Here is a 25,385-nt window from a genome sequence, read left to right as displayed (position 1 = left end):
GTGATGAAAAATCACCTCGCAATGACGATCCTATTTACTGCAACATTTCCATTAACATCCTTCAACCCCACTCCTTATTTCATAAATTAGCTTATCAAATAATCAACCCTAACTAATTATGAATAAAAAACTACTCTTTTCTGCGCTATTGCTATGCACTTCAACCTGCATATTTGCGCAAGACAAAAAAATAATCGACAATATTGTTAAAGAAGTGAACGAAAACACTCAATTAGAGAAACTCGCTCACGAACTTTTAGATGTTGTTGGACCACGTTTAGTTGGTTCACCACAAATGAAACAAGCCAATGATTGGGCCGTAAAAAAATATAGCGATTGGGGCATCTCTGCAAAAAATGAAAAATGGGGCGAATGGGCCGGCTGGGAAAGAGGCATTACGCACATCGATTTAATAAGTCCGCGGGTTAGAACCTTAGAAGGCACACAATTGGCCTGGAGTCCATCCACAAACGGTAAAACCATTAATGCAGAAGCGATTATTCTTCCAGCAATTACAGACTCGGTATCTTTTCAAAAATGGTTGCCAAATGTAAAAGGTAAAATCGTATTGATTTCGATGAATCAACTATCTGGCCGACCAGAAAAAAATTGGGAAGAATTTGCCACCAAAGATCTGTTCGAGAAATTTAAAAAAGAAAAAGCCGATGCCGCTAAAGCATGGATAGCCAGCATAGCCAAAACGGGTTTAACAGCAAAAACACTTCCCGTAGCGATAGAAAATGCAGGTGCAGTAGCAGTAGTGATCAATAACTGGTCGCAAGGTTTTGGTGTAGATAAAATTTTTGGTGCAAATACGAAAAAGGTCCCAACTTTAGATTTATCTGTTGAAGATTATGGCTTGGTTTACCGCTTGGCGCTCAATGGAGATAAACCTAGGCTTAAAATTGAGGCAGAATCTAAAAAATTAGGTACTGTACCTACTTTTAATACCCTTGCCGAAATAAAAGGCACACAGAAACCAAATGAATACGTAATGCTTTCGGCACATTTCGATTCGTGGGATGGCGCAAGTGGCGCAACCGATAATGGTTCTGGTACCATCTTGATGATGGAAGCGATGCGCATTCTAAAAAAAATCTATCCTAACCCTAAACGTACCATTTTGGTTGGGCATTGGGGAAGTGAAGAGCAGGGCTTAAATGGCTCAAGGGCTTTTGTAGAAGATCATCCGGAAATTGTAAGCAATCTTCAGGCTTTATTTAACCAGGATAACGGTACAGGCCGAGTGGTGAATATTGGCGGGCAAGGCTTTGCTAAATCGAAAGACTACATTACCCGTTGGTTGGCTGCAGTTCCTGATACCATTAAAAATCAGATCAAAACCAGTTTCCCTGGGTCGCCTGGTGCAGGAGGTTCTGATTTTGCTTCTTTTGTTGCTGCCGGAGCTTTGGGTTACTCGTTAAGTTCTACCAGCTGGGATTATGGCACTTATACTTGGCACACTAACCGCGACAGTTACGATAAACTGGTTTTCGATGAGATTAAAAGCAATGTAATTTTAGCAGCCATTATGGTTTATATGGCATCAGAAGATCCTGAAAAAACCTCAACTGAAAAAGCAACAGATTTACCTGTAAACGAACGTACCGGAAAACCAGCAGCCTGGCCGGTACAAACCAAATCGAATAGAAAAGGCGGGTTGTAGATAAAGAATATTTTAAAGAGCATTTGGAAACAGATGCTCTTTTTTCTTGCAGCAACCCTGAATATACTGTCATGCTGAGGCACGAAGCATCTGTTTCATTTATTGCAGATGCTTCGTACCTCAGCGTGACAACAATCGGCATTACTCCTCTTTCTTCTGAAACTTATAAAACAAATATCCCAAAAAAGGCAGAATCAATACACTCCCCAATAAAAGTGCTAAACCTAAACTATAAATGGTTTTTTCGGGCCCTGCAGTTTCGAGAAGTGAGATTGCATCACCATTTTTTAAGCGGATAAAGTTTGGAAAATGCGCGTAGCTAATGGCTAAAAGGATCATCGTTACCTGAAAGCCAGCTAAAATGCGTAAAACTTTTGTTTTACCTTTAATTAGCAGGTACCATAACAGCACAAGAGATAAACTGGCCAAAATAATGGCCGATAACCCGACATTGCTCTTAAAAACCCAATCAATCAACGGAATTTTATCCCGCTGTGCGGCAATAAACACCATGGCACCAAAAACTACGGCAGCCACATTCATAAATTCCGCCTTTTTAATAAAACGGCGTTTATCATGTGCTTCTTTTGTTTCACCTATAAGGTAAATCGCGGCAAGAAAACCGCAGAGCGCGACCGTAAATAAGCCCACAGCAACAGAAAACCAATTCAACCAACCCGAAATATACGCGGTATAAAAATCGTTCGCCTGCGTATCGATATGCCCTGAAATTAAGCTTCCGGCAATAATGCCAAGAAACAACGCAGTTACAAAACTCGAATACCTGAATATGCGGTTATAAAACCACTGCATATCATCTTTAACAGCATCGTAATGGCGGAATACAAAGGCGGTACCCCGGGCAATAATTCCGATGAGCATAATCGCCAATGGAATATGCAAATAAACCGACATGGTGGTATAAATATGCGGGAAACCTACGAAAAGGATTACAATGGCAATAATTAACCACATGTGATTAGCCTCCCAAACCGGACCGATGGCCTGATACATGGTTTTACGGGTTTTACTCCTATTTTTTGTTGAAGTGAATAGCTCTATAATCCCTGCACCAAAATCGGCCCCACCCAATAAAAAGTAAAGCAGAATGGCCATGCATAAAAATGTAATTACAACTTGTTCCATTATTTATTTTTTTACCACAGATTTGCACAGATAAACACAGATTTTGATAATTCGACTGCAAGTCTCAAGCCTTCATTCGTGTTCATCCTTTTTATCTGTGGTTAATTAATTATTTTGTTTCAGGTTTGTTATAGAGCACTGGCACCATTTTAATCTGGCGGTAAAGCAAAAACGTTACAATTAGGCTTAAAGAAACGTAAATGGCCGAGAAGATATAAAATGAGTAAGCAATGCCCGGCATCGGTGTAACGGCATCCTTAGTGCGCATTACCCCATAAATAATCCATGGCTGTCGACCAACCTCTGTAACTACCCAGCCGGCCTCTAAAGCGATGTAACCAAGCGGAATGGCCACAACAAATAATTTCAACAGCCAGCGTTTCTCGGTTAAAGGTTTCTTTTTAAATAAAGTGAAGAAATAAGTTAAGGATACTAAAAGTAGTAGTGTGCCAATTCCAACCATAATCTGGAAAGCATAATGTGTGATGGCTACCGGAGGATGCTCATTTTCTGGAATCTGATCTAAGCCCTTTACCTCAGCGCTAAAATCGCCATGCGCCAGAAAACTTAAAGCACCTGGAATTTCGATTGCACCTTTCACGGCTTTATCTTTTTCGTTCACAATTCCACCAATCAATAGTGGGGCAGGCTTTTCGGTTTTGTACAATGCCTCCATAGCCGCAAGTTTAGCAGGTTGCCTTTTGGCTACATCTTTTGCCGAAATATCGCCACTCAAAGGCTGCAATAATGCGCCAATGCAAGCAAATATGGCTGCTATTTTAAAAGCTTTTAGATGAAATTCTTTATTACGGTCTCTCAGGATCATTAAAGCATGTACACCTGCCACAGCAAAGCCCGTAGCGGTAAATGCGGCCAAACACATGTGTAGCGCCTGACTAAACCATGCTTTATTGAACATGGCCTGTATGGGATCGATATTCAGGTATTGTCCGTTTACAAAATCAAAACCTGCCGGACTGTTCATCCAGGCATTTGCAGCCACAACCAATATTCCGGAGGCTAAACCACTTACCCCTACAACCATCCCGGTAAACCAATGGAACCATTTATTTAACTTATTCCAGCCATACAAGAAAAAGCCAAGGGCTATTGCTTCGATAAAAAAGGCTGTTCCCTCCAGCGAAAAAGGCATCCCGAATATTGGTCCTGCATGATCCATAAACTTTGGCCAGAGCAGGCCTAATTCGAAAGATAACATGGTACCTGATACCGCGCCGGTAGCAAAAAATATCGCTACACCTTTACTCCAGGCCTTGGTGAGATTTTTATATACCTCATCGTTTGTTTTAAGCCATTTATAATGCGATACGGCCATAAAGAAAGGCATAACCATGCCTATGCAGGAAAAAATGATGTGGAAGCCTAACGATAAGGCCATTTGGGAACGGGCTGCGATAAAATCATCCATGAGCTGTAGATTTTGAATTGTAACAAATATAGTTGTTAAACACTAAAGCCTACGGTAATTCAATGATGTTGAAAGGATTATTTTAAATATAGAACGTTTATAAATTGGAAATAGATTTGGATGTTCTTTAACACATAAATACTAAATATCGCTATTTGTCATCCTGAGGGGTAATTTATTGTATAAAAATCAATATGAATGACGTATATATTTGGTTATTGCCCTTGGCTCAACCTTGCCTCGGCTCGCCGCCGCCTAAGGGCTCTTTCTTTTTGGCATCAAAAAGAAACAAAAACTGCCGGCTGAAAATTTTTCTTTCGAAGCCAGCAGGTAGGCTTGGGCAGTGCAGCCCGAAAAATTTGTTAGGCCGGATTTAAGTAGAACGGGGATACCGTACTATGGCCTAGCTGGATGGAAATGCGAAATTTGTTAAAATGTTGATTAATAATTATTTGCAAAATAACGTCAATGGTAGCGTAGTCGAAGGATTAGCCATGGATTAACGCGTTCAAAAATTAACAGCAAAAAAATCCTTTCCTAAATTAGGATAAGATAATAATCACCGCTTATGAGATTGCTTCGTCGGCTGAAAAAGCCTTCTCGCAATGACGAAAATCTTCTAAACCCCTTTCAGCTCGTCATAAGCAGCACCTAAACTCCTTTGAATACCCTCTCCCTTCCATTCTGTTGAATTTGGAATTGAGCTTGCTTTTAGGATGTCTTCTTTGCTTTTTCCTGCTTTGATTTCTCCGCCCACAAAAGTTAAAAGGTTCTGCAGGTAATTTTGAAAAGCTTTAACATCTGCTTTGTTTCCTGTTACTTTCTCAGGATCTAAGCTGTGCCCCCAGATAAACAGGGTATCGTTATCAAACTGGGCCAAAATTTTATCCAATGCCGTGATCCAATTACCGATGTGTGCACCATTTTCCCGATCAATGTAAGGAAACTTACGGTTGAACACCAAATCGCCTACATGCACAATATTTGCATGCTCAAAATGATAAACGGCATCACCATTGGTATGACCAGAGCCATAATAAGAAGCTTTTATGTTCTCATCCCCTACTTTTGCTGCCCATTTTGTTCCAAAAGTAGTATCAGGCAACAACTGTTTGTCTAAATTATTTGCTTTCTCGGCACCTCTTTTCTGGTTAACCAAGGAGTTTTGATGCGCCACAACCTTTTCGGCCAATCCTTTAAAGGAGATATTGCCAGCGGTATGATCGCCATGATGATGGGTATTAATCAGGTATTTGAAAGGTTTTTCGCCTAATTTTTTTAATTCTTCGATTACATGCGGCGCCGAAGTTGGGAACTGGGCATCTACCACCACAAAACCATTGCTCGAATTTAACCAGCCTATTGTACCGCCCTGTTCGGTAAATATCCCTACATTATTGCGCAATGGTTTAAAGTTGTAAGCACGCGTTAGCGCTTGCTGTGCAAAAACATCTGTTTTATAAATTGAAAGCAAGGCCATGGCCAATGCTGAATTTTTGATAAAATTTCTTCTTTCCATTTTGGGATTTAGCTAAAAAACCACAGCAATTGCTGTGGTTTAAATTTAGTCATTTTGTTCGTAAATTATATTCCAACCAGTTATATTCCTGAACCTGGTGTTGGTCCGGGTTCGTGTCCTGGCCCTAGTGGATTATTCTTGCGTTTATCCTCTTTATCAAAAAGATTGGTGGTTATTTTCGATGATTTATTTTCATCTAAAGAATCATGATCTCTCACATCTTCTACTTTTTTATCTAGCAAATCGTTCTCAACAACTTTACCTTTTTCCTTATTTGTTTCCATAGTATTGTAAATTGATGTATTAAAGAAACAAGTGAAAAATAAGATTGTTTTTCTTAATTGTTTTGGGAATGGGTTTATTGCTGAGTAACTTATTAGCCCGTTAATGATAGTCATTGATAAAAGATTCTTCGACTTCGCTCAGAATGACAAAACGAGAGATATATTCCGTGTCTTTCGTGTTTCCGTGGCAAAAACATTTAAGTTAAAAGTCCAGGTTTAATACCTCATCAAATACAGCATAGCATAATCTTATTGGTTGTTGCACTTCAACCAAAGCATTATCTCATAACACAAAGAAGTAAATAGCCTCTCCTTAGAAAGGCCATTAGCATTAATTAAACAGGTTTATCTTCACAATTAAAACATTGCCCCCGGAAGTTTTCCCAATTCGTGAATGCAGCCGAAAGAATGAAATCTTCTTTTATGGATTTTGTTGAAATGGTTTGAAGATTCAAACGAAAATGGATTAAGGATAAACTTGTAAATGTGTTTCCTTTCTTCATTTAATTTTTCTTCCTGCTTCGCGTTCTCTAGATTTTGATTGTTTTGGCTCTTTTCCATGACGATATAGATTGTTGAAAACATGGTTAGTTTTCAGGGTTAACAATTTTAATCAGAATGCCTTTTAACTGCACAATGCGCGAATAAAAAAGCTATTTAAAATTTGCTTAACCTTATACCACGGGGAATTTGATAAGGTTTCGTTCTGGAACAACATTAAAATGGCGTGGATTGCCTTTATCTTAATTAAATATAAGTTTTATTTTTGAGTTTTGCAAGAGTTTTTTTTGCTTCGATATAAGCGGTAACTATTTCAAACGCGGTTTTTTATTTCGGAAATCAGGTACAGTGGTATTAGGCAAGTACAGTCCTGCGCTGCACTTTATCCCGATAAAAACGGGATGTTCGCTCCGATCAGGTTTAGGTGGCACAGCTGGCCGTACTATTTAGGGCTGCAGGGCGCAGAGAATTTATTTACAAAGTTAATTCTTCTTTTGCATTATGCTATAACCGTAAACAGCAGCACCGACTTCTGTACATAAACCTGATTGAAGCGGATACCGGCCAAGTGGCTAAGGCCTGCAGGCGTATAGGTGTAAAGCAGGACAAAAACTTAAAAATGAAATGCTGTCTTTGCTTTCCAAAAAAATGAACTTCAAACTATGTTTTATCACAAAAAAAAGTCCCGATTCTCACCGGGACGCTCCTATTTGGCTAATGATATTTTAAGCTAAAGCATTTTGCTTTACTACCATTTTAACTTTTTCGATTACATAATCTAACTCTTCCTTTGTAGTGTATTTGCTAAATGAAAAGCGCACTGAAGGACGGTTTGGATCGGCATTAATACCATTTAATACATGCGAACCAATATTCGAACCCGAAGAGCAGGCACTGCCACCAGAAGCACAGATACCATTGATGTCTAAATTAAACAACAACATATCAGCCATATCCATCTCTGGAAACGATACATTCAGTACTGTGTACAAACTTTTATCGGCATCTGTTTCGCCATTAAAAGCAATGCCCGGAATTTCGGCGATTAACTGTGTTTTCAGGTAATCTTTTAAACCCTGAATATAGGCCTGATGCTGATCCATTTCGGCATAAGCAATTTCTAAGGCCTTAGCTAAGCCCACAATACCATATACATTTTCGGTACCACCACGCATGTTGCGCTCTTGTGCCCCACCATAAATCATCGGTGGAATTTTAATATTACTGTTTACATATAAAAAGCCAACACCTTTAGGTCCGTGGAGCTTGTGTGCTGCGCAAACTATAAAATGTGCTTTAAGCTCACGTACGTTATGTGGGTAATGCCCCATGGTTTGAACGGTATCGGCATGGTAAATGGCATTGTATTTCTCGCAGATATCGCCAACTTTAACCATATCGGTCAGTGTACCCAACTCGTTATTGGCATGCATTAGCGAAACAAAAGTACGTTCGTTATTTTGAAGCAGTTCTTCTAAATGATTGTAATCGACATTCCCTTTTTCGTCAATATTAACGAAACTTAATTTATCGATTTCACCATTTTTAAGCATCGTATTTAAAGTATGCTCAACGGCATGGTGTTCTATTTTCGAAGTAATGGCATGTTTAATTCCATAAGCTGAAATTCCACAACGGATGGCCGTATTATCGGCTTCAGTACCTCCCGAAGTAAAAAACACTTCGGATGGAGAGGCATTTAACAGACCAGAAACGGTTTTACGGGCTTTTTCTACAAGGGTTCTTACCTCGCGGCCAAGCGCATGAATGGCAGATGGATTACCAAAATAGTTTTCCATCACGTTTGTCATTTCTGCAATTACTGCTGCATCTAAAGGCGTTGTGGCCGCATTATCTAAATAGACCCTTTTCATTTCTACGAATATTTAAAAGTTAGTATGTTGCAAAGATACCTTGCTAGTGGCAGTCTCTGTCTTAAATGTTCAGGGTTTAATCGTTTTATTAAACCCTGAACAGGTATGCTTAATCCTGAAATCCTTTAGAGATTAAAGGTGTAATATTTCTTTAATGTCAGAAATAATTTTGTTAGCCAAATTCTCGGCAATGGTTTCATTTTCTGCTTCACTGTAAATCCTGATGATCGGCTCAGTATTAGAACGGCGCAAATGTACCCAAGTTTTATCAAATTCTATCTTTAATCCATCAATTGTGCTGTATGGTTGATTTTTATACTTCTCTTCTACCTGTTTCAACAGATTATCGATATCCATCTCTGGCGTAAGGGTAATCTTGTTTTTAGAGATGTGGTATTGTGGATAACTGGCTCGTAATACCGAGATCGATTTGCCAAATTTAGCTAAATGTGTTAAGAATAAGGCAATGCCAACCAAGGCGTCTCTTCCGTAGTGCGATTCGGGATAAATGATCCCACCGTTTCCTTCGCCACCAATAATGGCATTTGTTGCCTTCATTTTGTTCACTACATTCACCTCTCCTACTGCTGATGCATTGTATTCTGCTCCTGCTTTTTCGGTAACATCGCGTAATGCACGTGTTGATGAAAGGTTTGAAACCGTATTTCCTGGTGTATTTTTCAATACATAATCGGCAACAGCAACCAAAGTATATTCTTCGCCGAACATGCTGCCATCTTCGTTCACAAAACATAAACGGTCAACATCCGGATCAACAACAATCCCTAAATCGGCATTTTGTTTCTGAACTTCTTTCGATATTTCGGTTAAATTTTCTGGCAGTGGTTCAGGGTTATGCGGAAAATGCCCGTCTGGTGTACAATATAATTCTACCACCTTGCTCACACCTAAAGCTTTTAACAAAGCAGGGATAAAAATGCCGCCGGTTGAATTTACACAGTCGATTACGACTTTAAAATCGGCCTTTTTAATTGCCTCAACATCAACCAATGGTAATGCTAAAACTTTATCGATGTGTTTTTGAAGGTAAGTATCGTTTTTAATTACTTTACCCAATTTATCTACATCAGCAAAATCAAAATCAGCGCTTTCTGCCAAATCTAAAACTTCTTTTCCGTCAGCATCGCTAATAAATTCACCACTGGCATTTAATAATTTTAAGGCATTCCATTGTTTTGGGTTATGGCTTGCGGTTAAAATGATACCGCCACCTGCTTTTTCATCGGGTACAGCTACTTCTACAGTTGGCGTGGTTGACAAACCTAAATCGATTACCTCAATACCCAAGCCTTGTAAAGTTCCAATAACCAGGTTATTCACCATCTCACCCGAAATACGGGCATCACGACCTAAAACTATTCTTTTATTGCCTGTTTTCTGTACCACCCAGCTACCAAAAGCAGCTGTAAATTTCACAATATCAAATGGGGTTAAGCCGTCTCCAGCCCTTCCGCCAATGGTTCCTCGTATTCCTGAAATTGATTTTATTAAAGTCACTGTATATAATTTAATTGAGGCTCAAAAATAAGAAAAAAAACAAGATAGCAGCTATTTAGGAGTGTTTGTGCACTTTAATTTACATTGCTTTTATATCTATTTGCACGATCAGTTTTCCAGAATTGAGACTATGGTCAAAAACAAACGTGTGTTTAATTTGATATCGTATTCATAATATTCTTGCAACTTTATTGCATAAAAGCATATTCTAACTTTACTAGCGACTGTAAAACCTTATATTTGCATCTTTTTAAGATACAAACGGCTTTTATATGCAACGCAAGTGGTTTCAATATTGGTTTAATTCGCCATATTATCATATTCTTTATCAACAACGAAATGATGTTGAAGCCGAATTTTTCATCGATAAACTTACGGAGTTTTTACACCCAAGGGCCGATGCTAAAATGTTGGATATTGCCTGTGGCAAAGGCCGGCATTCAATCTATTTAAACAAAAAAGGCTTTGATGTTACCGGAATAGACCTTTCGGAACAAAGTATAAAATACGCCAAGCAATTCGAAAACAATAAATTACATTTTCTTGTACACGATATGCGAAGGTTATTTTACATCAATTACTTTGATGTGGCCTTAAATCTGTTTACTAGTTTTGGTTATTTCGATACCGAAAAAGACCATGTAAATGCACTTAAAACCTTTCGAAAATGCTTAACAGCTGAGGGGATTTTGGTGCTCGATTATTTTAATACCGAAAAAATTATCCGCAACTTAAATCATTGCGAAACAAAATCGCTTGATGGCATAACTTTTAATATCACCAAAAATGTGATCGACGGAAAAATTATCAAAAAGATAAATTTCGAAGACAAACAAAAGGTATACAATTTCGAAGAACGGGTGCAGGCATTTAGTTTTGAGGATTTCCAGCGCATGCTTACCAAGGCAGGGATGGTTATCGAAAAAACTTTTGGCAGTTATGGTTTAGACGATTTTGACGAAAACAGTTCAGACCGGTTAATTTTAATCTGTAAAAAAGCATGATAGAAAGCATACAGCAATTTGATGTAGAATTGTTCTTGAAAATCCATCGTGGGCTTTCAAACAGCTTTTTTGATTGGTTGATGCCTTTAATGCGTAACCGTTTCTTTTGGTCGCCCCTTTACCTTTTTATTGTTGTTTTTTGTATTAAACAATATAAGAAACAGGGTTATTACATTATAGGCATGGTTCTTTTCACCTTCGCCATGGGCGATTTAATTGCGTCGAGAGTAGTAAAGCCTTGGGTAGCCCGGGTTAGGCCCTGTAATGATTTAAGTTTGGCGAACGATATTATCCACCGTGTTCCCTGCGGGAGTGGCCTGAGCTTTCCGTCTGCACATGCCACCAATCATTTTGCTATAGCCGTTTTTTTAATCTGCATTTTTTATAGCCGATGGAAACCTATTTTGCCTATCGGCATTTTCTGGGCGCTTATCATCAGTTTTGCGCAGGTATATGTTGGTGTTCACTATCCTGTTGATGTAACTACCGGTGCTTTACTAGGCATTACCATAGGGATTATCTGTTCTAGAATATTTAAAAAATTACAACCTGATTTTTAACTTATGGAAATCTGGAAACTCTGCGTACTCTTTTTCTGTGCCTTTTTAGGTGGGACAGCTATATTTTTAGTAAAGAGCGATAAATCTAAACTACTGAAACTGATTTTGTCTTTCAGTGGCGCCTATTTATTTGCCATTACAGTTTTACATTTAATTCCTGACGCTTACAGCGGACCTGACAAATGGCAGATTGGTGTTTTCATCCTGATTGGTTTTTTATTACAGATTTTCCTGGAGCAATTTTCAGAAGGTGTGGAGCATGGCCATATCCATAAACATCACGACGGGCATGTTTTTCCCTTTGGGATTATGATCAGCTTGTGTTTGCATGCTTTTTTAGAGGGAATGCCTTTAGCCAAAGAACAGCACAATGAGCTGATTTTCGGAATTTCGCTACACCACATCCCAGCTGCTTTTGCGCTGGCCAGCATATTAATGCAAAACCATTATAAGAAAAGCAGTATTATATTTTATCTGATTGTATTTGCTATCATGGCACCTTTGGGCTTTTATGTAAGTGTTGGCTTAAGCAATGGCACTATTGGAGGCATTGATGCTTATTTCAATAAAATTATGGGTATTGTGATCGGTATTTTCTTACATATTTCTACCACCATCTTATTCGAATCGAGTGCCGATCATAAAATCAATACCCGCAAAATGATTGCCGTTTTATTGGGGATTGGTGTAGCATTAATTGGTTTCTTTGCAGGACATTAGGGTTAGTAGTCCTTAGTCTAGAGTCCTTAGTCGGCAGTCGATTAACCAATTTAAAAGGTTAACCAATTACCATTCAGGCTAATAGCTCTGTATCCGTTTTAAACGTTTAATCGTTTATAGTTTTGACCTTTACGACAAAACATCTGTAAATTAGTATATGGATGAGATTGTAAACGAACCTGCTGTAGCCTATCAAAAACGGCGTTATACCATTGAAGAATACCTGGAGATGGAAAAAGCATCAACAGTAAAGCACGAGTATTTCCAAGGGGAGGTATTTGCAATGTCTGGTGCGACCTTTAATCATAATCTTATATTTTCAAATGTTTTCGGTCCACTTTTCTTTAAATTAAAAGGTTCGAAATGCATTCCTTTTGGAAGTGATATGCGAATGAATATCCCAGAAAATACATTATTTACTTATCCGGATATTTCTATTTACTGTAACGAAATTAAACATTTAAGTGAGGATGAAAGCACTATTCTGCAACCAACAGTAATCATCGAAATCCTATCTCCATCAACCAAAAATTACGACAAAGGAAAAAAATTTAACTTGTATAAAGATATTCCTTCATTAAAAGAATACATTATGATTGATTCAGAATCAATGTCGGTAGAGGCCTATTATATTAATGAGGAACAAAATTGGGTACTCAACAAACATGAAGAGATTTCTGATACACTAAATCTTATTTCGATGGGATTCGGCGTAGCCTTAACCGATATTTATAACCATGTTTCCTTTAACGCTGCAATGTGATTTCGTTTGTAACTTCAATTGGGCAATTTAAACCATTAACCTTTCGTACCAATTCAATAAATTAGTAAGTATATGGATGAGATTATAAATGAACCTGCTGTAGCTTATCAAAAAAGACGTTATACTGTTGAAGAATACCTCGAGATGGAAAAAGCATCAACAGTAAAGCACGAGTATTTCCAAGGCGAAGTATTTGCTATGTCTGGTGCCGGTGATAACCATAATGACATTTTCAGCAACGTTTTTATTGAAATTGGAAACAAGCTTAAAGGTAAGCCCTGCAGGCCTTATGGAAGTGATAAACGAATGAATATTCCGGAGAATACTTTATTTACCTATCCTGACATATCGATTTACTGTAATGGCTTAATACATAGCGATGTTGATGAGGATACCTCAATTTTACCAACTGTGATTATTGAAATCCTGTCACCTTCAACCAAAAATTACGATAAAGGGAAAAAATTTAACCTGTATAAAGACATTCCTTCATTAAAAGAATACATTATGATCGATTCGGAATCGGTGTCGGTAGAGGCGTATTACATTAACGAGGAAAAAAACTGGGCACTCAATCAACACAAGGAGATATCTGATAAACTAACTATTGTTTCGATGGGTTTTGATATAGCGCTAAGCGATATTTATGATCATGTTCGCTTTAATAAGGAGGAATGAGTTTGTAGATAAATTGAGAAATGTAAACTGGAATTGCCAACTACATTACTTCTTTTCTTTCTTCTTCCTATAACCCCATGGGCAGTGCTTACATTTATTCTTGCAGCAATAACCACGTTTTAAATGGTAGGCTTCGGTAAAAACCATTAATCCATCTTCATTAAAGTAAAAATCTTCGCCTTCTTTTAACATAATTATTGAATGACAGGATTTTGAATGAGTGAATTATGGAATGATTGAATCTTAAATGAGGGAAGTTATTAATCGTCTTTTCTTTATCGCCTAATTCAATCATTCTCTAACGCTATCATTCAATCATTTTTTTATCCATTAAGTATTTTAACTTCAAGTTTGTTTTTAAAATGATCTTTAAGCTGTTTACCATCACCATGTAAAGTCCATACTTGTTTTGGTTTAACTTTTTCTATGGTTTCTAAAATTGCATCCCAATCAGCGTGGTCAGAAATATAGAGTGAAATCCCGTTTTGTTGTTGCAGGTTCTTCCATCCAGAGGCAAAGGCGCGTACTACATTAATCGCCTTATGGTAACTGTGAAAAACCATTGGCGGCACAATATAAACCTGATGCTCTTGATTATTTTTCATCACCTTTCTATCGTACATTTTGTAATGCCCTACTTTCATTCCGTAATCCTCGTAGATTTTAACAAAGGGCATAATACTGTGGTGAACCATAATGTTCTTCGTAGGACAATGCGCATTAAGCAGTTGGATAATCCGCTGGCTCTTACCCAATGCATAAGAACCAAGCATGATATTCGCATTGGTTTCGTTCAGCTTTTTAATTTCATCTATTGGTGAAGGGTGTTTGGTTTCTGGATTAGCAAAGGTACTTTCCGTAATCAACACATCTGCTTCAACAAATTCGAAAGGCGCACAGGTATTATCAGGTTCAATCTTATAATCGCCAGTATAGAGGTATTTTACCCCCTTATACTCCAATAAAACCTGTGCAGAGCCCAAAATATGACCCGCAGAGAAGAAAGTAATGGTAACGTCTTTTATTTTGAAGGATTCGTGATAATTTTTGGTAAAAAAATCGACCGCTGCAAATTTACGGTAGCGGTGTTTCATAAAAGTTGCGGTAGCAGCAGTACAGTACACATTCTGGCTCCCGCCAATGGCATGGTCGCCATGGGCATGCGAAACCACCGCTTCTTTAACAGGCTGTTGCGGATCGAGGTAAAAATCGCCGTAAACACAATACAAGCCCGTTGGGGTAATGGTAATAAAATCTTCTAAAATCATGATCAGGATGAAAGGATTTAAGGATGTTATGATTTAAGTTGATTAAGCTCTGGCATTATTATATTCTTCGGCCGCCTTAAGAAATCCTTGATGTAAAGCTAAAACCTGTTCAATTATAGATTCTTGCTCATCATTTATGATAAAGTGGTTGGCCATTTTCGTTTTTTCTTCGTCGCTCAACTGTTTATCCATACGTGCTTTAACCTGCTCTGCTGTAACCCCATCACGCAGCATTACCCGCTTCATTTTGATTTCGAAAGGAGCAGTAACCAGGATTGTGGTATCGCACATTTTATAAGAGCCACTTTCGAACAACAAAGCAGCTTCTTTTAAGGTATATGACGTATTGGCCGGAATTGTTTCTTCCCAGGCATCAAATGCCCTAAAAACTGCCGGGTGAACCAATGCATTTAATTTTGCAAGCGCTTCCTCGTTATTAAAAACAATGCCAGCGATATGCTTGTTATTTAGGCTTCCATCTTCGAAATAACTTTCTTTCCCGAAAGTAGATTTAATTCCCTCCACCAACAAAAGATCTTTGCACATGATTTCTTTGGCAACGGTATCGGCGTAAAACACCGGGATCCCCAATACTTCGAAAACCTTACAAACCGTTGTTTTACCACTGCCTATTCCGCCTGTTATACCTACTTTATACATTATTTTTCTACAATAAAATCTATTTTGGAAGGCATTACGCTTACCAGTTTACAATAATCAGGAAACTCGGTTATCTTCACCGTAAACTGATGGTGCTTTAAAATTTGCCATTCGTCTACATCAATGGTAGCGGTAATAAAACTTTCGTCAACCTGATCGTAATTGCTTAACGCGACTAAGAAGGTAACTTTAACTTTTTTAGGATATAGTTTAAGATTGTTATAATTCCTATTGTTTGTAATTTTTAACGGCACTTCGATAGTCTTCTCCGTAAATTCATCAACAGGTAATCTAACCTCTACAGATGAAGGATAAATACTTACATTTTTATGGATACTGTGCTGTAGCGCTATCCTTGTAGTACTGCTGCTCTGTATTTTATCCTGCTTAAGCGTATCGGTAGGCCAGAATTTTATTTTGGCCAGTTCTTCAATAGGTCCGGCTACTTTAACATATTTTGGGTTGAGAATAACCTCACTAGAGATACCATATTGCTTTTCAAAGCTCAATTTATCGATCAGTTTTACAGGAACTTTTTTCACTACCCGTTTCGTAAAATCGAAATACAGGGTATCGGGCTTAACAGAAATTACCTTTTGTGTACTTTCTAACTGCCTGTTGATATTGAATAGCTGATCAGAAAAAACAATAAAATCTTTGGTATTGAGCTGACTTAAATTAACTGAAACAGAGGGTGGACTGATCCGTAAACGGGCAAAAAGCAATTGCCAACCAGTTCCTTCTACCTGTAAATCTATCGTATCAGACTGCAAAGGATAAAATGCTCTTTTAGTAGGCGTATTTTTAAACACCAGAACAGTTTTTGCCACATAAATATACTTATTGTTTAACGCCATAAAAAGCCATGCCGCTATAGCCAGCAGTAAGCAGGCCAATAAGCTAAATACACGTCTTTTTTCAATTTTCGTTAATCTGATAAAGGGCATAACATAGTGTAAAATAAAAATGATGCGGATGAAACCGTTATTTAATTACCACAATAGCGTCAAATGTAGCAAAACTAAATAGCTGCTCAAAAACTTATATGTTTAATGATAAATTAATGCAACTAATTCTTGAGATTATGTATTGATAACTATATTCGTAGTCGACAATTAAAAACAGATATGAAAAAACACATTTTAACGCTCATTACCCTAACACTCTGCATTAGTTCTTTTGCACAAAAAAGATCAACTGTATCTTATTTCAAAAAAGACATGATTACCGAAAATAAGGATGATTACGATTACCGGAGGGTTATCCAGGAAACCGATACACCAACCTTATACAGGTTATACGAATTTTATCCAGACAATACGGAAAAAACAATAGGTACAGTTTCAAAATACACGCCAACGCTTGTTTATGAGGGGAGTAGACAAAGCTTTAATAAAAAAGGGATTCTAACATCAAAGGTTAATTATAAAAATGGCGCTCTGAGTGGCGAATGCACTTATTATAACAATAACGGAAAGCTGGAAAACATATTCCAATATGATGACAATAACCCAAAGCAAAGGCGATGGATAACGGGCATCGATTCTTTGGGAAATCAGTTTATTAAAGATGGCAATGGAATATTTAAGAAAAGTGATGAAAAAGGTCAGGGAGAGGAAGGGAACTATAAGGATGGCTATAAAGATGGGACCTGGAAGGGAACAGCAAATAAAGCGACTTATGAAGAAATTTATGAAAATGGAAAATTTAAATCGGGAACTGCCACTTTACAAGATGGCAAGCAGATTACTTATGATAAAATGGAGCAGCAACCAGATTTTAAAGGTGGAATGGTAGAATTTTATAGGTATCTGACTAGAAATTACAAATTTCCTAGTGAAGCTCAAAAGAACCGTGTAGGCGGAAGGTTGTATATTAGTTTTGTGGTGGAAAGAGATGGCCGTTTAACAGATTATGAGTTTAAGAATAATCTTGGGTATGGCACTCAGGAAGAAGCAATCAGGGTGTTAGACCAGTGTCCGAAATGGATTCCAGGCCAGCAGCACGGCATTCCGGTTAGGGTAAAATATAATATTAATATAAACCTGGCCCAGCGGTAAACAAAAAATGCCACCTAATGAGGGTGGCATTTTTAATATTTTTAATTCAAAAACTAAGCTTTAGGCGCTACAACTGCTTTGGTTGCATCTAAAGAAACTGCTGATTTATCGAAACGGATCTTTACACCGCCTTCAACCTCAATTAAAAAAGTTGTTTCATTCATATCGGCAATACGACCGTGAATACCTGCGGTAGTTACGATTTTATCTCCTTTTTTCAGTTCTGCAACCAATTTTTTATGGTCTTTAGCTTTTTTAACTTGCGGACGGATCATGAAAAAGTAGAAAACTACCATGATGAGTACCATTGGTACGATTGTAGTTAGCATGTTACTGCCACCTGCTGCTGCCTGTAATATTACTGTTGATGTCATTTCTTATTTATTTGTGTTTTTTGTGAATAGTTGGTTATTTACGTGCAATTGCCATAGACAATCAACCCAATTTATTTTTTAGCAAGTACCTCTCCTACCAAATGAACAGTGGTTACCGTTGGATTTGCATTTGACGTAACGGTTACTACCTTATCTTGCATGCCCATTTTACCCTCGCTATTAAAAACTACGCTAATTACCCCTTCTTTACCTGGCAAAATAGGTTCGCCCGGTACCTGAGGAACAGTACAACCACATGTTGCAGTTGCATTTGAAACAATAAGCGGACTTTTACCTGTATTTTTAAGTTTGAAATCGTGCTTAACCTTCTCACCTTGCGTTATTTTACCGAAATCGAAAATATCTCGTTCGAAAACAATAACAGGCGCATCTGCCGGAGCAACTTTAGCTGTTTTTGAAGTATCGTTGCCAACTGAAACAGCTGTTGCAGTTTCGCTGGTTTGATTATTTGCATTACGACATGCTGCAAATGAAAGCGCAGCAATAGCCAAGATAAATGTTCTTTTCATTTTTAATCTTCGATTAATCCGCGGCCGATCTTTTTAATCGTATTGTTTTTCTTAAGATCGCCTAAAATTTTGTCTAAAATACCGTTAATAAACGAATTACTCTTCGGTGTACTGTAATCTTTTGATAACTCTAAATATTCGTTGATGGTTACTTTAACCGGAATAGATGGAAAGTTTAACAATTCGCAAATGGCCATTTTCATTAAAATGGTATCCATTAATGCAATACGCTCCGATTCCCAGTTTTTAGTTCTATCGGCAATCATTTCCTGATATTTTGCATCATTCTGCAAAGTATGCACAAAAAGATCCTGAACAAATTTGCTGTCTTCAACCCAATCTGCACTAATTTCGGTCAATTTATTTTTAAAAGGATCTTCGAAAGTAAAGTTTTTCAAGGTTTTGGCCACCATACCTTTCATCACTTCGTGATCTACCTGCCAGTTGATAAATTTCTCTTCGAAAACCTGCAAAATGGCCTGGTTTTTTAAGATGATTTTCCTGAAAATGTATTTGATGATATCTTTTGACGACTCTAAACTTTCGTTTGGATCGGCAAGATAATCTGCATATTCTTTTGATGCTTTTAAGGAATTGTAAACTGTTTTACGGATTTCCGGATCGAACCCCCAATCTACCTTGTATTTTTTAACTGCAGATACGTACTCGGGATTCTGCTGCATTAAAACGCTAAACTTATTGTGCAGCAATTTCATGTTGGGATTAATATCCTCTGCGGTTTTAATAAACTTATTTGCGCGCTCTGCGGCGTCGTTAGCAGTAAATTCGGTAACTTCTACCATTAAAGATAACATCCAGATGTACATTTCGTACACGCTATCGATGCTCTGCATTAAAGTTTTCAAATCACCTTTAATGTCTTTTTTGTCTGCCATGTGCCAAGCAAAAATATTTTGCAAAGCTTTGATTCTTAAGTGCCTTCTGTTTAACATGAATGTAAGAACGAGTGCGGTTTTTTTAAAACCTGTTTTAATAATTATGATTTAATATGACGATTTAATTTTTTTAACATCTGCAATCCGTTTTTCGGCTATGCGATTGGCTGCAATATTGGTTGATATATTTTCGGTTTTGCTTAACTTAATTACACTTCGTGTAGCATCGTAAATATTCTCTGTAAGCTGTACGGTGCGTTTTTTACCAAAGCCGGTCAACTCCGAATAACAAGAAATTAATCCACCAGCATTAATTAAATAATCAGGCGCGAATAAAATCCCTTTCTTCAAAAGTAATTCGCTATCTAAAACCTCATCTTTTAACTGATTGTTTGCTGAACCTGCAATAATTGCAAACTTCATTTTTTCGATGGTTTTGTTGTTAACGGTAGCCCCCATTGCACAGGGCGCATAAACATCGGCATCAGTGGTAAAAATTTTATCGGCTTCGATCGGTTTTGCTTTATATTTCCGGGCAACGTAAGTTAATTGCTCCTGGTTAATATCGCTGATCAAAACTTCGGCGTTTTCTTTTCTTAACAGTGCAACCAAATGCTCACCAACATTTCCGATACCTTGTACTACAATGGTTCTTCCGGCCAGCATATCTGTACCGAAAACTTCTTTAACACTTGCTTTAATGCCTAAATAAACACCTTGCGCGGTAAAAGGAGCCGGATTACCAGCACCACCAATTGATTCGGGAACACCAGTAACATAATTGGTTTCCATACGGATATATTCCATATCACGCGTATTGGTACCCATTTCTTCTGCCGTAATGAATTCGCCATTTAGGTTTTTAATAAACCTACCGTAGCTACGCATTAAAGTTTCTGTTTTATCTTTCCTGGAATCGCCAATAATAACGCCTTTCCCACCACCCAGATTCAATCCGGTTATCGCTGCCTTGTAAGTCATTCCACGCGATAAACGCAGTGCATCTTCTAAAGCTTCGCCTTCTGTACTATAACTCCACATACGTGTTCCACCTAAAGCAGGGCCCAATGTGGTATCGTGTATAGCAATAATTGCTTTTAAACCTGTATCTGGATCGTTGCAAAAAACCAATTTTTTATGGCCATAGGCACTTAATTGATCTAAAATTGAAAAACCTGACGGAGAATTTGCTGGCATATTGAACGTTCGGATAACCTGCTGCAAAATTAAAATAAAAAACCATTATTACACGTATTTAACGAAACTATAACAAAATTAATTCGGTTCTGACTAAATTAATAAACCTTTGAGATTTTTAAAACCTGGTTAAATTCACTAATGTTTGGTTCGTGAAGACACGAACCAAGGCGTACGAAGCGAATGAGATAAACATCCAATGCTTCTCAGTTTCTATAATTAAACTGACAACAGAGTTCGTTTAACCAAGCCCTATTGCCATAGTTAAATAAACCTGATAGCAATGTAAAGCCCGATCCTTCAATCGGCTTGAAATGGATAGCAGGGCTACTATAGCGATGAAAGGCAGAACCACTCGTTTTCAAAAGCAAAAACATTTAAAAGCAAGCCCTACAAATAACATTTTGCGCCACCAATGTCATTAATTTTTAAAGCTTAGACCCGAATAGATAAATATGCGTCATGAAATAACAAAATTAGCTAAGTTTGTATAGAATGAAACATTTAAGCCGATTAAACAAATACTTTCTTAAATACAAATGGTGGATTATACCCGGAAGTATTTTCGTGGTAATTTCTAATATTTTTGGTGTAGTGCCAGCCCAGGTAATTGGATATGCGGTTGACCTGATTACCGAAAACATTCAGGTATTTAATCTGTTTTACGGTTTCGATCGCCAGGCTATAATTTACGATATATTTAGCAGCAATCTTCTGTTTTTTGGTTTGCTGGTTATTGCACTTTATTTATTGCGGGGGCTTTTTCTGTTCTTTATGCGCCAAACCATTATTTTAATGTCGCGGCATATAGAGTTCGATATGAAAAACGACATCTACCAACATTATCAGGAGCTGAGCCTGGGTTTTTACCGCCGAAACAATACCGGCGACTTAATGAACCGTGCCACAGAAGATGTTAACCGGGTAAGGATGTACGTTGGTCCGGCGATTATGTACACGATTAATACTTTTGTGTTATCGGTACTTATTATATGGTCGATGTTTGATGTAAATGCAAAACTAGCCATTTACTGCTTATTACCCCTCCCTTTTCTGGTGGTGATTATATACTATGTAAATACTTTGATCTTTAAAAAAAGCGGGAAGATACAGGAACGTTTATCAGATCTTTCGAGTTTTGTGCAGGAACGTTTCTCGGGGATCCGGATCATTAAATCATATGTCCGTGAAGATTATACCAGAAACATGTTCTCCATCCAGAGCAACGATTATAAAAAAGATTCGATGAGCCTGGTTAAAGTATCGGCACTGTTTTATCCAACCATGCTTTTATTAATTGGCCTGAGTACCATTTTAACCATATATATAGGTGGTATCCAGGTAATGAATGGCAGCATCACCGCAGGGAATATTGCCGAATTTATCATTTACATCAACCAGTTAACCTTTCCGGTAACCATGTTGGGCTGGGTTACTTCTTTAATTCAGCGGGCTGCCGCATCGCAAAAACGGATAAATGAATTTTTAGATATCCCCTCTGACATCCAATCGAAGGAAACTGTTGAAATTGAGCTAACCGGCAATATCAAGTTCAACCAGGTAAGTTTCACCTACCCAGATACAGGGATTGAAGCCTTAAAAGATGTGAGTTTCGAGATTAATAGTGGCGAATTTGTAGCCATTATCGGAAAAACGGGCTCCGGGAAATCGACATTGGCCAATCTGATTATGCGGATGTATGATGTAGAAAATGGTGCCATTGATATTGATGGAAAAAATATTAAAGCTTTAAACCTTAAAGATTACCGCAGCCAGATTGGCTTTGTACCACAAGAGGTTTTCTTATTCTCTGATACCATAAAGAACAATATTGCCTTTGGTTTAGACCAGGTTACGGATGAAGAAGTGCATACTGCTGCTAAAAATGCCTCGGTTTATACCAATATTATCGATTTTGAAGAAAAATTCGAAACCATGCTTGGCGAACGTGGAATAACGCTCTCTGGAGGACAAAAACAACGCGTTTCTATCGCCAGAGCATTGATTAAATCACCTAAGATTTTAATATTCGATGATTGTCTTTCGGCGGTTGACACTAAAACCGAGGAGGAAATACTACAAAATCTTGGTAAAATTATGGATGGAAAAACAAGTATTTTAATTGCCCACAGGATTTCTACCATTAAAAATGCGGATAAGATTTTGGTGCTGGATAATGGCAAAATCATTGAACAAGGCACACACAATGAATTACTTAGTTTAAATGGCAGCTATACGGAGCTTTATAACCACCAACTTTTGGAGGAGGAAACCCGAACTATTTAAATTGTATTAAAATTGTATTTTGAACTTTAAATATTTGCTTTATATTTACCGAAACCAAAAACCAACATCAATACCAACCATGGGAGAATTCGACAACAAGGAAAGAGAAGAAGTTTTTTCAAAGAAAGTAAGAGCAGGTAAGAGAACTTATTTCTTCGACGTGAAGGCTACTAGATCGGGTGATTATTATTTAACAGTTACCGAGAGTAAGAAAAGATTAGAAGACGGTGTGTTTGTAAAACATAAAATCTTTTTATACAAAGAAGATTTCGAAAAATTTGCAGAAGGACTAAATGAAACTGTTGATTACATCAAAACTCACCAAGATGTGGTTGAAAAACGTTATGAATATTCTGAAAATGGAGAACATAGCACTAAAGCAAGCGACGATTTTACTTTTTAAGTAATATAATTTCAATAAAAAAGCCTCCTGATTTTAAAAGTCGGGAGGCTTTTTCGTGTGCGTAATATTTTATTTTATGCCTCCGCCTGAGAGTACCGCCAACAGCAAAAGAAAATAACTGGCTATCAATACGATGGTCATTATACCCCAAAATTTAAACAGCGATTTTACATGAGCAATGGCATCATTTAAATTTTCCTGATCGCCGAACAAAACCCCTTGTTTAACTTTGGCCGAAAAGCGCAGCAGCAATAAACTAGGGTAAAAAAAGAACAAAGCCAACAGCAGGTAAAATATGGTGATGCCTGTGGCGCCAATACCACCCAATGGCCCCAATTGATTGAGCATCCCTGGATTAGCCGTTACCGCAGCCCCTATTCCAAATGAACCCAGGGTTAAAAATGCCGAGATAACAAAACCCACAACTGATAAAAATCTTGCCCATTTACTCATATCGTAAAAATAGCTCCGCATTTCTTCGGTAACAACCAACTTTACTTCCTGGGGCACTTCACTTTCAAAATCTTCCATTTATCTCTATCTATTTTGGGCTAAACTTAGATAAAATATAGATTTGATACAATAGCAAGGGTTTAAATAAAGGTTTTAAAAGCTTATCTTTGCGCGGAATTTTAGGCGGAAGGCGGAAGGCGGAAGGCGGAAGGCGGAAGGCGGAAGGCGGAAGGCGGAAAAGGTAAAATGGTTAATGGAAGATGACCAAAACTAAAGCTTGACAACGAAACACAATGGCTATTGACCATAATACTATGAACCAATAGCTAAAAACTAAAGAAATAAAGACTAATAAATAATGGCATTACAATGTGGTATAGTTGGTTTACCAAATGTTGGGAAATCGACTCTTTTTAACTGTTTATCAAATGCAAAAGCGCAGGCAGCAAACTTTCCCTTTTGTACTATTGAGCCCAATGTTGGCGTAATTACAGTACCTGATGATAGGTTAACCAAACTAGCCGAGTTGGTTAAGCCAAACAAAGTACAACCAAATACAATCGAGATTGTAGATATTGCGGGTTTGGTAAAAGGTGCATCGAAAGGTGAAGGCCTGGGAAACCAGTTCTTAGGAAATATCCGCGCCACCAATGCAATTATTCATGTTTTACGTTGTTTTGATGACGGAAATGTAATTCATGTGGATGGTTCTGTTGATCCGATCCGTGATCGTGAAATTATTGATACTGAGCTACAGCTTAAAGATTTGGATACCGTTGATAAACGAATCCAAAAAGTTGAAAAAATGGCAAAAACAGGTGGCGATAAAGATGCTAAACGTACTTATGAGATTTTAACGGTGGTTAAAGCACATTTAGAAGCTGGCAAATCTATCCGTACTGCAGCGTTGGCTCAAGATGATTTCGATTTTATTGAAGATTTAGGCCTGCTTACGCAAAAACCGGTAATGTATGTTTGTAATGTTGATGAGGCATCGGTAATTAATGGAAATAAGTACGTTGATTTAGTGAAAGCAAATGTTGCTGATGAAAATGCTGAGGTTTTAGTGATCTCTGCTAAAATTGAATCGGAAATTGCTGAACTGGACAGCTACGAAGAGCGTCAGGAGTTTTTAGCTGATTTAGGCTTAACCGAATCTGGTGTAAATAAATTAATCCGTGCAGCTTATAAATTATTAAACCTTTACACTTACTTTACCGCTGGTGTACAAGAAGTTCGTGCCTGGACGATTACCAAAGGTTTTACAGCGCCACAAGCTGCTGGTGTAATCCACACAGATTTCGAAAAAGGATTTATCCGTGCTGAAGTAATCAAATACAACGATTTCGTAACCTTAGGTTCTGAAAATGCCTGTAAAGATGCTGGTAAATTGGGTGTTGAAGGAAAAACCTATGTAGTGGAAGATGGTGACATTATGCACTTTAGGTTTAATGTATAAGCCCTAAAGCCCCTAAAGGGGACTTTGAAAAAGCATAACAATATAGAGCCACTTGAAAGAGTGGCTTTTTTGTTTGAAGACTTTTTTGCCACGGAGACACAGAAAACACAGATACCCACTCGATTGTCATGCTGAGC

Annotated in this window: 25 protein-coding genes; 10 read left to right on the top strand and 15 right to left on the bottom strand. The window is 37.8% G+C overall.

Annotation, left to right across the window (positions count from 1 at the left end):
* Nucleotides 1-118 precede the first annotated feature (118 nt).
* Complete coding sequence (locus tag LQ227_RS20415; RefSeq protein WP_230145134.1) at nucleotides 119-1,666, top strand: M20/M25/M40 family metallo-hydrolase; 1,548 nt, start codon at nucleotides 119-121, stop codon at nucleotides 1,664-1,666.
* Nucleotides 1,667-1,807: 141 nt separating this feature from the next.
* On the opposite strand, the gene LQ227_RS20410 is transcribed toward LQ227_RS20415, so the two are convergent.
* The 6 genes from LQ227_RS20410 to glmM all read right to left on the bottom strand — a co-directional run bounded on the left by LQ227_RS20410 (nucleotide 1,808) and on the right by glmM (nucleotide 9,937).
* Nucleotides 1,808-2,812: a cytochrome d ubiquinol oxidase subunit II gene (locus tag LQ227_RS20410; protein ID WP_230145133.1), complete on the bottom strand. Its 1,005-nt coding sequence runs from the start codon at nucleotides 2,810-2,812 to the stop codon at nucleotides 1,808-1,810.
* Nucleotides 2,813-2,921: 109 nt separating this feature from the next.
* Nucleotides 2,922-4,241, bottom strand: coding sequence for a cytochrome ubiquinol oxidase subunit I (locus LQ227_RS20405; protein WP_230150794.1), 1,320 nt, complete (start codon nucleotides 4,239-4,241; stop codon nucleotides 2,922-2,924).
* A gap of 619 nt (nucleotides 4,242-4,860) precedes the next feature.
* On the bottom strand, nucleotides 4,861-5,760 hold the full coding sequence (locus LQ227_RS20400; RefSeq protein ID WP_230145131.1) for an MBL fold metallo-hydrolase: 900 nt from the start codon (nucleotides 5,758-5,760) through the stop codon (nucleotides 4,861-4,863).
* An 80-nt stretch (nucleotides 5,761-5,840) separates the two neighbouring features.
* Nucleotides 5,841-6,044, bottom strand: a complete 204-nt coding sequence (locus tag LQ227_RS20395; protein ID WP_230145130.1) for a hypothetical protein — start codon at nucleotides 6,042-6,044, stop codon at nucleotides 5,841-5,843.
* 1,226 nt (nucleotides 6,045-7,270) lie between these two features.
* Nucleotides 7,271-8,419 (bottom strand): cysteine desulfurase family protein, encoded by a 1,149-nt coding sequence (locus LQ227_RS20390; protein WP_230145129.1) that lies wholly within the window; start codon nucleotides 8,417-8,419, stop codon nucleotides 7,271-7,273.
* A gap of 132 nt (nucleotides 8,420-8,551) precedes the next feature.
* Nucleotides 8,552-9,937 carry a phosphoglucosamine mutase gene (glmM, locus tag LQ227_RS20385; protein WP_230145128.1) on the bottom strand — a complete coding sequence of 462 codons (1,386 nt, stop codon included), beginning with the start codon at nucleotides 9,935-9,937 and terminating at the stop codon, nucleotides 8,552-8,554.
* A gap of 272 nt (nucleotides 9,938-10,209) precedes the next feature.
* Between glmM and LQ227_RS20380 the strand changes: the two genes are divergently transcribed.
* The 5 genes from LQ227_RS20380 to LQ227_RS20360 all read left to right on the top strand — a co-directional run bounded on the left by LQ227_RS20380 (nucleotide 10,210) and on the right by LQ227_RS20360 (nucleotide 13,662).
* Nucleotides 10,210-10,941: a bifunctional 2-polyprenyl-6-hydroxyphenol methylase/3-demethylubiquinol 3-O-methyltransferase UbiG gene (locus LQ227_RS20380; RefSeq protein ID WP_230150791.1), complete on the top strand. Its 732-nt coding sequence runs from the start codon at nucleotides 10,210-10,212 to the stop codon at nucleotides 10,939-10,941.
* Nucleotides 10,938-11,501 (top strand): phosphatase PAP2 family protein, encoded by a 564-nt coding sequence (locus LQ227_RS20375; RefSeq protein ID WP_230145126.1) that lies wholly within the window; start codon nucleotides 10,938-10,940, stop codon nucleotides 11,499-11,501. Before LQ227_RS20380 ends, LQ227_RS20375 begins: the two co-directional genes overlap by 4 nt.
* A gap of 3 nt (nucleotides 11,502-11,504) precedes the next feature.
* A complete protein-coding gene (locus LQ227_RS20370) occupies nucleotides 11,505-12,221 on the top strand; it encodes a ZIP family metal transporter (RefSeq protein WP_215132493.1) in 717 nt (238 codons plus the stop codon).
* 157 nt (nucleotides 12,222-12,378) lie between these two features.
* Nucleotides 12,379-12,984, top strand: coding sequence for a Uma2 family endonuclease (locus LQ227_RS20365; protein WP_230145125.1), 606 nt, complete (start codon nucleotides 12,379-12,381; stop codon nucleotides 12,982-12,984).
* A 72-nt stretch (nucleotides 12,985-13,056) separates the two neighbouring features.
* Nucleotides 13,057-13,662 carry a Uma2 family endonuclease gene (locus LQ227_RS20360; protein WP_230145124.1) on the top strand — a complete coding sequence of 202 codons (606 nt, stop codon included), beginning with the start codon at nucleotides 13,057-13,059 and terminating at the stop codon, nucleotides 13,660-13,662.
* A 45-nt stretch (nucleotides 13,663-13,707) separates the two neighbouring features.
* On the opposite strand, the gene LQ227_RS20355 is transcribed toward LQ227_RS20360, so the two are convergent.
* The 4 genes from LQ227_RS20355 to LQ227_RS20340 form a co-directional block, all read right to left on the bottom strand.
* Nucleotides 13,708-13,854, bottom strand: a complete 147-nt coding sequence (locus tag LQ227_RS20355) for a DUF5522 domain-containing protein (protein ID WP_230150789.1) — start codon at nucleotides 13,852-13,854, stop codon at nucleotides 13,708-13,710.
* A gap of 131 nt (nucleotides 13,855-13,985) precedes the next feature.
* Complete coding sequence (locus tag LQ227_RS20350) at nucleotides 13,986-14,930, bottom strand: MBL fold metallo-hydrolase (RefSeq protein ID WP_230145123.1); 945 nt, start codon at nucleotides 14,928-14,930, stop codon at nucleotides 13,986-13,988.
* A 42-nt stretch (nucleotides 14,931-14,972) separates the two neighbouring features.
* Nucleotides 14,973-15,590 (bottom strand): dephospho-CoA kinase, encoded by a 618-nt coding sequence (gene coaE, locus LQ227_RS20345; RefSeq protein ID WP_230145122.1) that lies wholly within the window; start codon nucleotides 15,588-15,590, stop codon nucleotides 14,973-14,975.
* Complete coding sequence (locus tag LQ227_RS20340) at nucleotides 15,590-16,537, bottom strand: YbbR-like domain-containing protein (RefSeq protein WP_230145121.1); 948 nt, start codon at nucleotides 16,535-16,537, stop codon at nucleotides 15,590-15,592. Before LQ227_RS20340 ends, coaE begins: the two co-directional genes overlap by 1 nt.
* A gap of 180 nt (nucleotides 16,538-16,717) precedes the next feature.
* On the opposite strand from LQ227_RS20340, the gene LQ227_RS20335 reads away from it, so the two are divergent.
* Nucleotides 16,718-17,650 (top strand): energy transducer TonB, encoded by a 933-nt coding sequence (locus tag LQ227_RS20335; RefSeq protein WP_230145120.1) that lies wholly within the window; start codon nucleotides 16,718-16,720, stop codon nucleotides 17,648-17,650.
* A gap of 53 nt (nucleotides 17,651-17,703) precedes the next feature.
* Here the strand turns inward: LQ227_RS20335 and yajC are convergent, their stop codons facing one another.
* The 4 genes from yajC to LQ227_RS20315 form a co-directional block, all read right to left on the bottom strand.
* Nucleotides 17,704-18,024: a preprotein translocase subunit YajC gene (yajC, locus tag LQ227_RS20330; RefSeq protein ID WP_116253395.1), complete on the bottom strand. Its 321-nt coding sequence runs from the start codon at nucleotides 18,022-18,024 to the stop codon at nucleotides 17,704-17,706.
* 71 nt (nucleotides 18,025-18,095) lie between these two features.
* On the bottom strand, nucleotides 18,096-18,554 hold the full coding sequence (locus tag LQ227_RS20325) for a DUF1573 domain-containing protein (protein ID WP_230150785.1): 459 nt from the start codon (nucleotides 18,552-18,554) through the stop codon (nucleotides 18,096-18,098).
* Between the two features lie 2 nt (nucleotides 18,555-18,556).
* Nucleotides 18,557-19,507, bottom strand: a complete 951-nt coding sequence (gene nusB, locus LQ227_RS20320; RefSeq protein ID WP_215132507.1) for a transcription antitermination factor NusB — start codon at nucleotides 19,505-19,507, stop codon at nucleotides 18,557-18,559.
* Between the two features lie 51 nt (nucleotides 19,508-19,558).
* On the bottom strand, nucleotides 19,559-20,647 hold the full coding sequence (locus tag LQ227_RS20315; RefSeq protein ID WP_230145118.1) for a Glu/Leu/Phe/Val dehydrogenase: 1,089 nt from the start codon (nucleotides 20,645-20,647) through the stop codon (nucleotides 19,559-19,561).
* Between the two features lie 495 nt (nucleotides 20,648-21,142).
* Here LQ227_RS20315 and LQ227_RS20310 point away from each other — a divergent pair, with 495 nt between their 5' ends.
* Complete coding sequence (locus tag LQ227_RS20310) at nucleotides 21,143-22,933, top strand: ABC transporter ATP-binding protein (RefSeq protein ID WP_230145117.1); 1,791 nt, start codon at nucleotides 21,143-21,145, stop codon at nucleotides 22,931-22,933.
* A 79-nt stretch (nucleotides 22,934-23,012) separates the two neighbouring features.
* The gene (locus LQ227_RS20305; protein WP_029275977.1) at nucleotides 23,013-23,336 is read left to right on the top strand and encodes a DUF3276 family protein; all 324 of its coding nucleotides are present in this window, start codon (nucleotides 23,013-23,015) and stop codon (nucleotides 23,334-23,336) included.
* Nucleotides 23,337-23,405: 69 nt separating this feature from the next.
* On the opposite strand, the gene LQ227_RS20300 is transcribed toward LQ227_RS20305, so the two are convergent.
* Entirely contained in the window at nucleotides 23,406-23,867 is a 462-nt protein-coding gene (locus LQ227_RS20300) for a hypothetical protein (RefSeq protein WP_230150778.1), read from the bottom strand.
* A gap of 280 nt (nucleotides 23,868-24,147) precedes the next feature.
* Between LQ227_RS20300 and ychF the strand changes: the two genes are divergently transcribed.
* Nucleotides 24,148-25,248 (top strand): redox-regulated ATPase YchF, encoded by a 1,101-nt coding sequence (gene ychF / locus LQ227_RS20295; RefSeq protein ID WP_029275975.1) that lies wholly within the window; start codon nucleotides 24,148-24,150, stop codon nucleotides 25,246-25,248.
* Nucleotides 25,249-25,385 lie beyond the last annotated feature (137 nt).

Source organism: Pedobacter sp. Bi27 (assembly GCF_918698255.1).
GTDB lineage: Bacteria > Bacteroidota > Bacteroidia > Sphingobacteriales > Sphingobacteriaceae > Pedobacter.
Note: the sequence above shows the minus strand (reverse complement) of the source record. Positions and strands in the feature narration are given on the sequence as shown.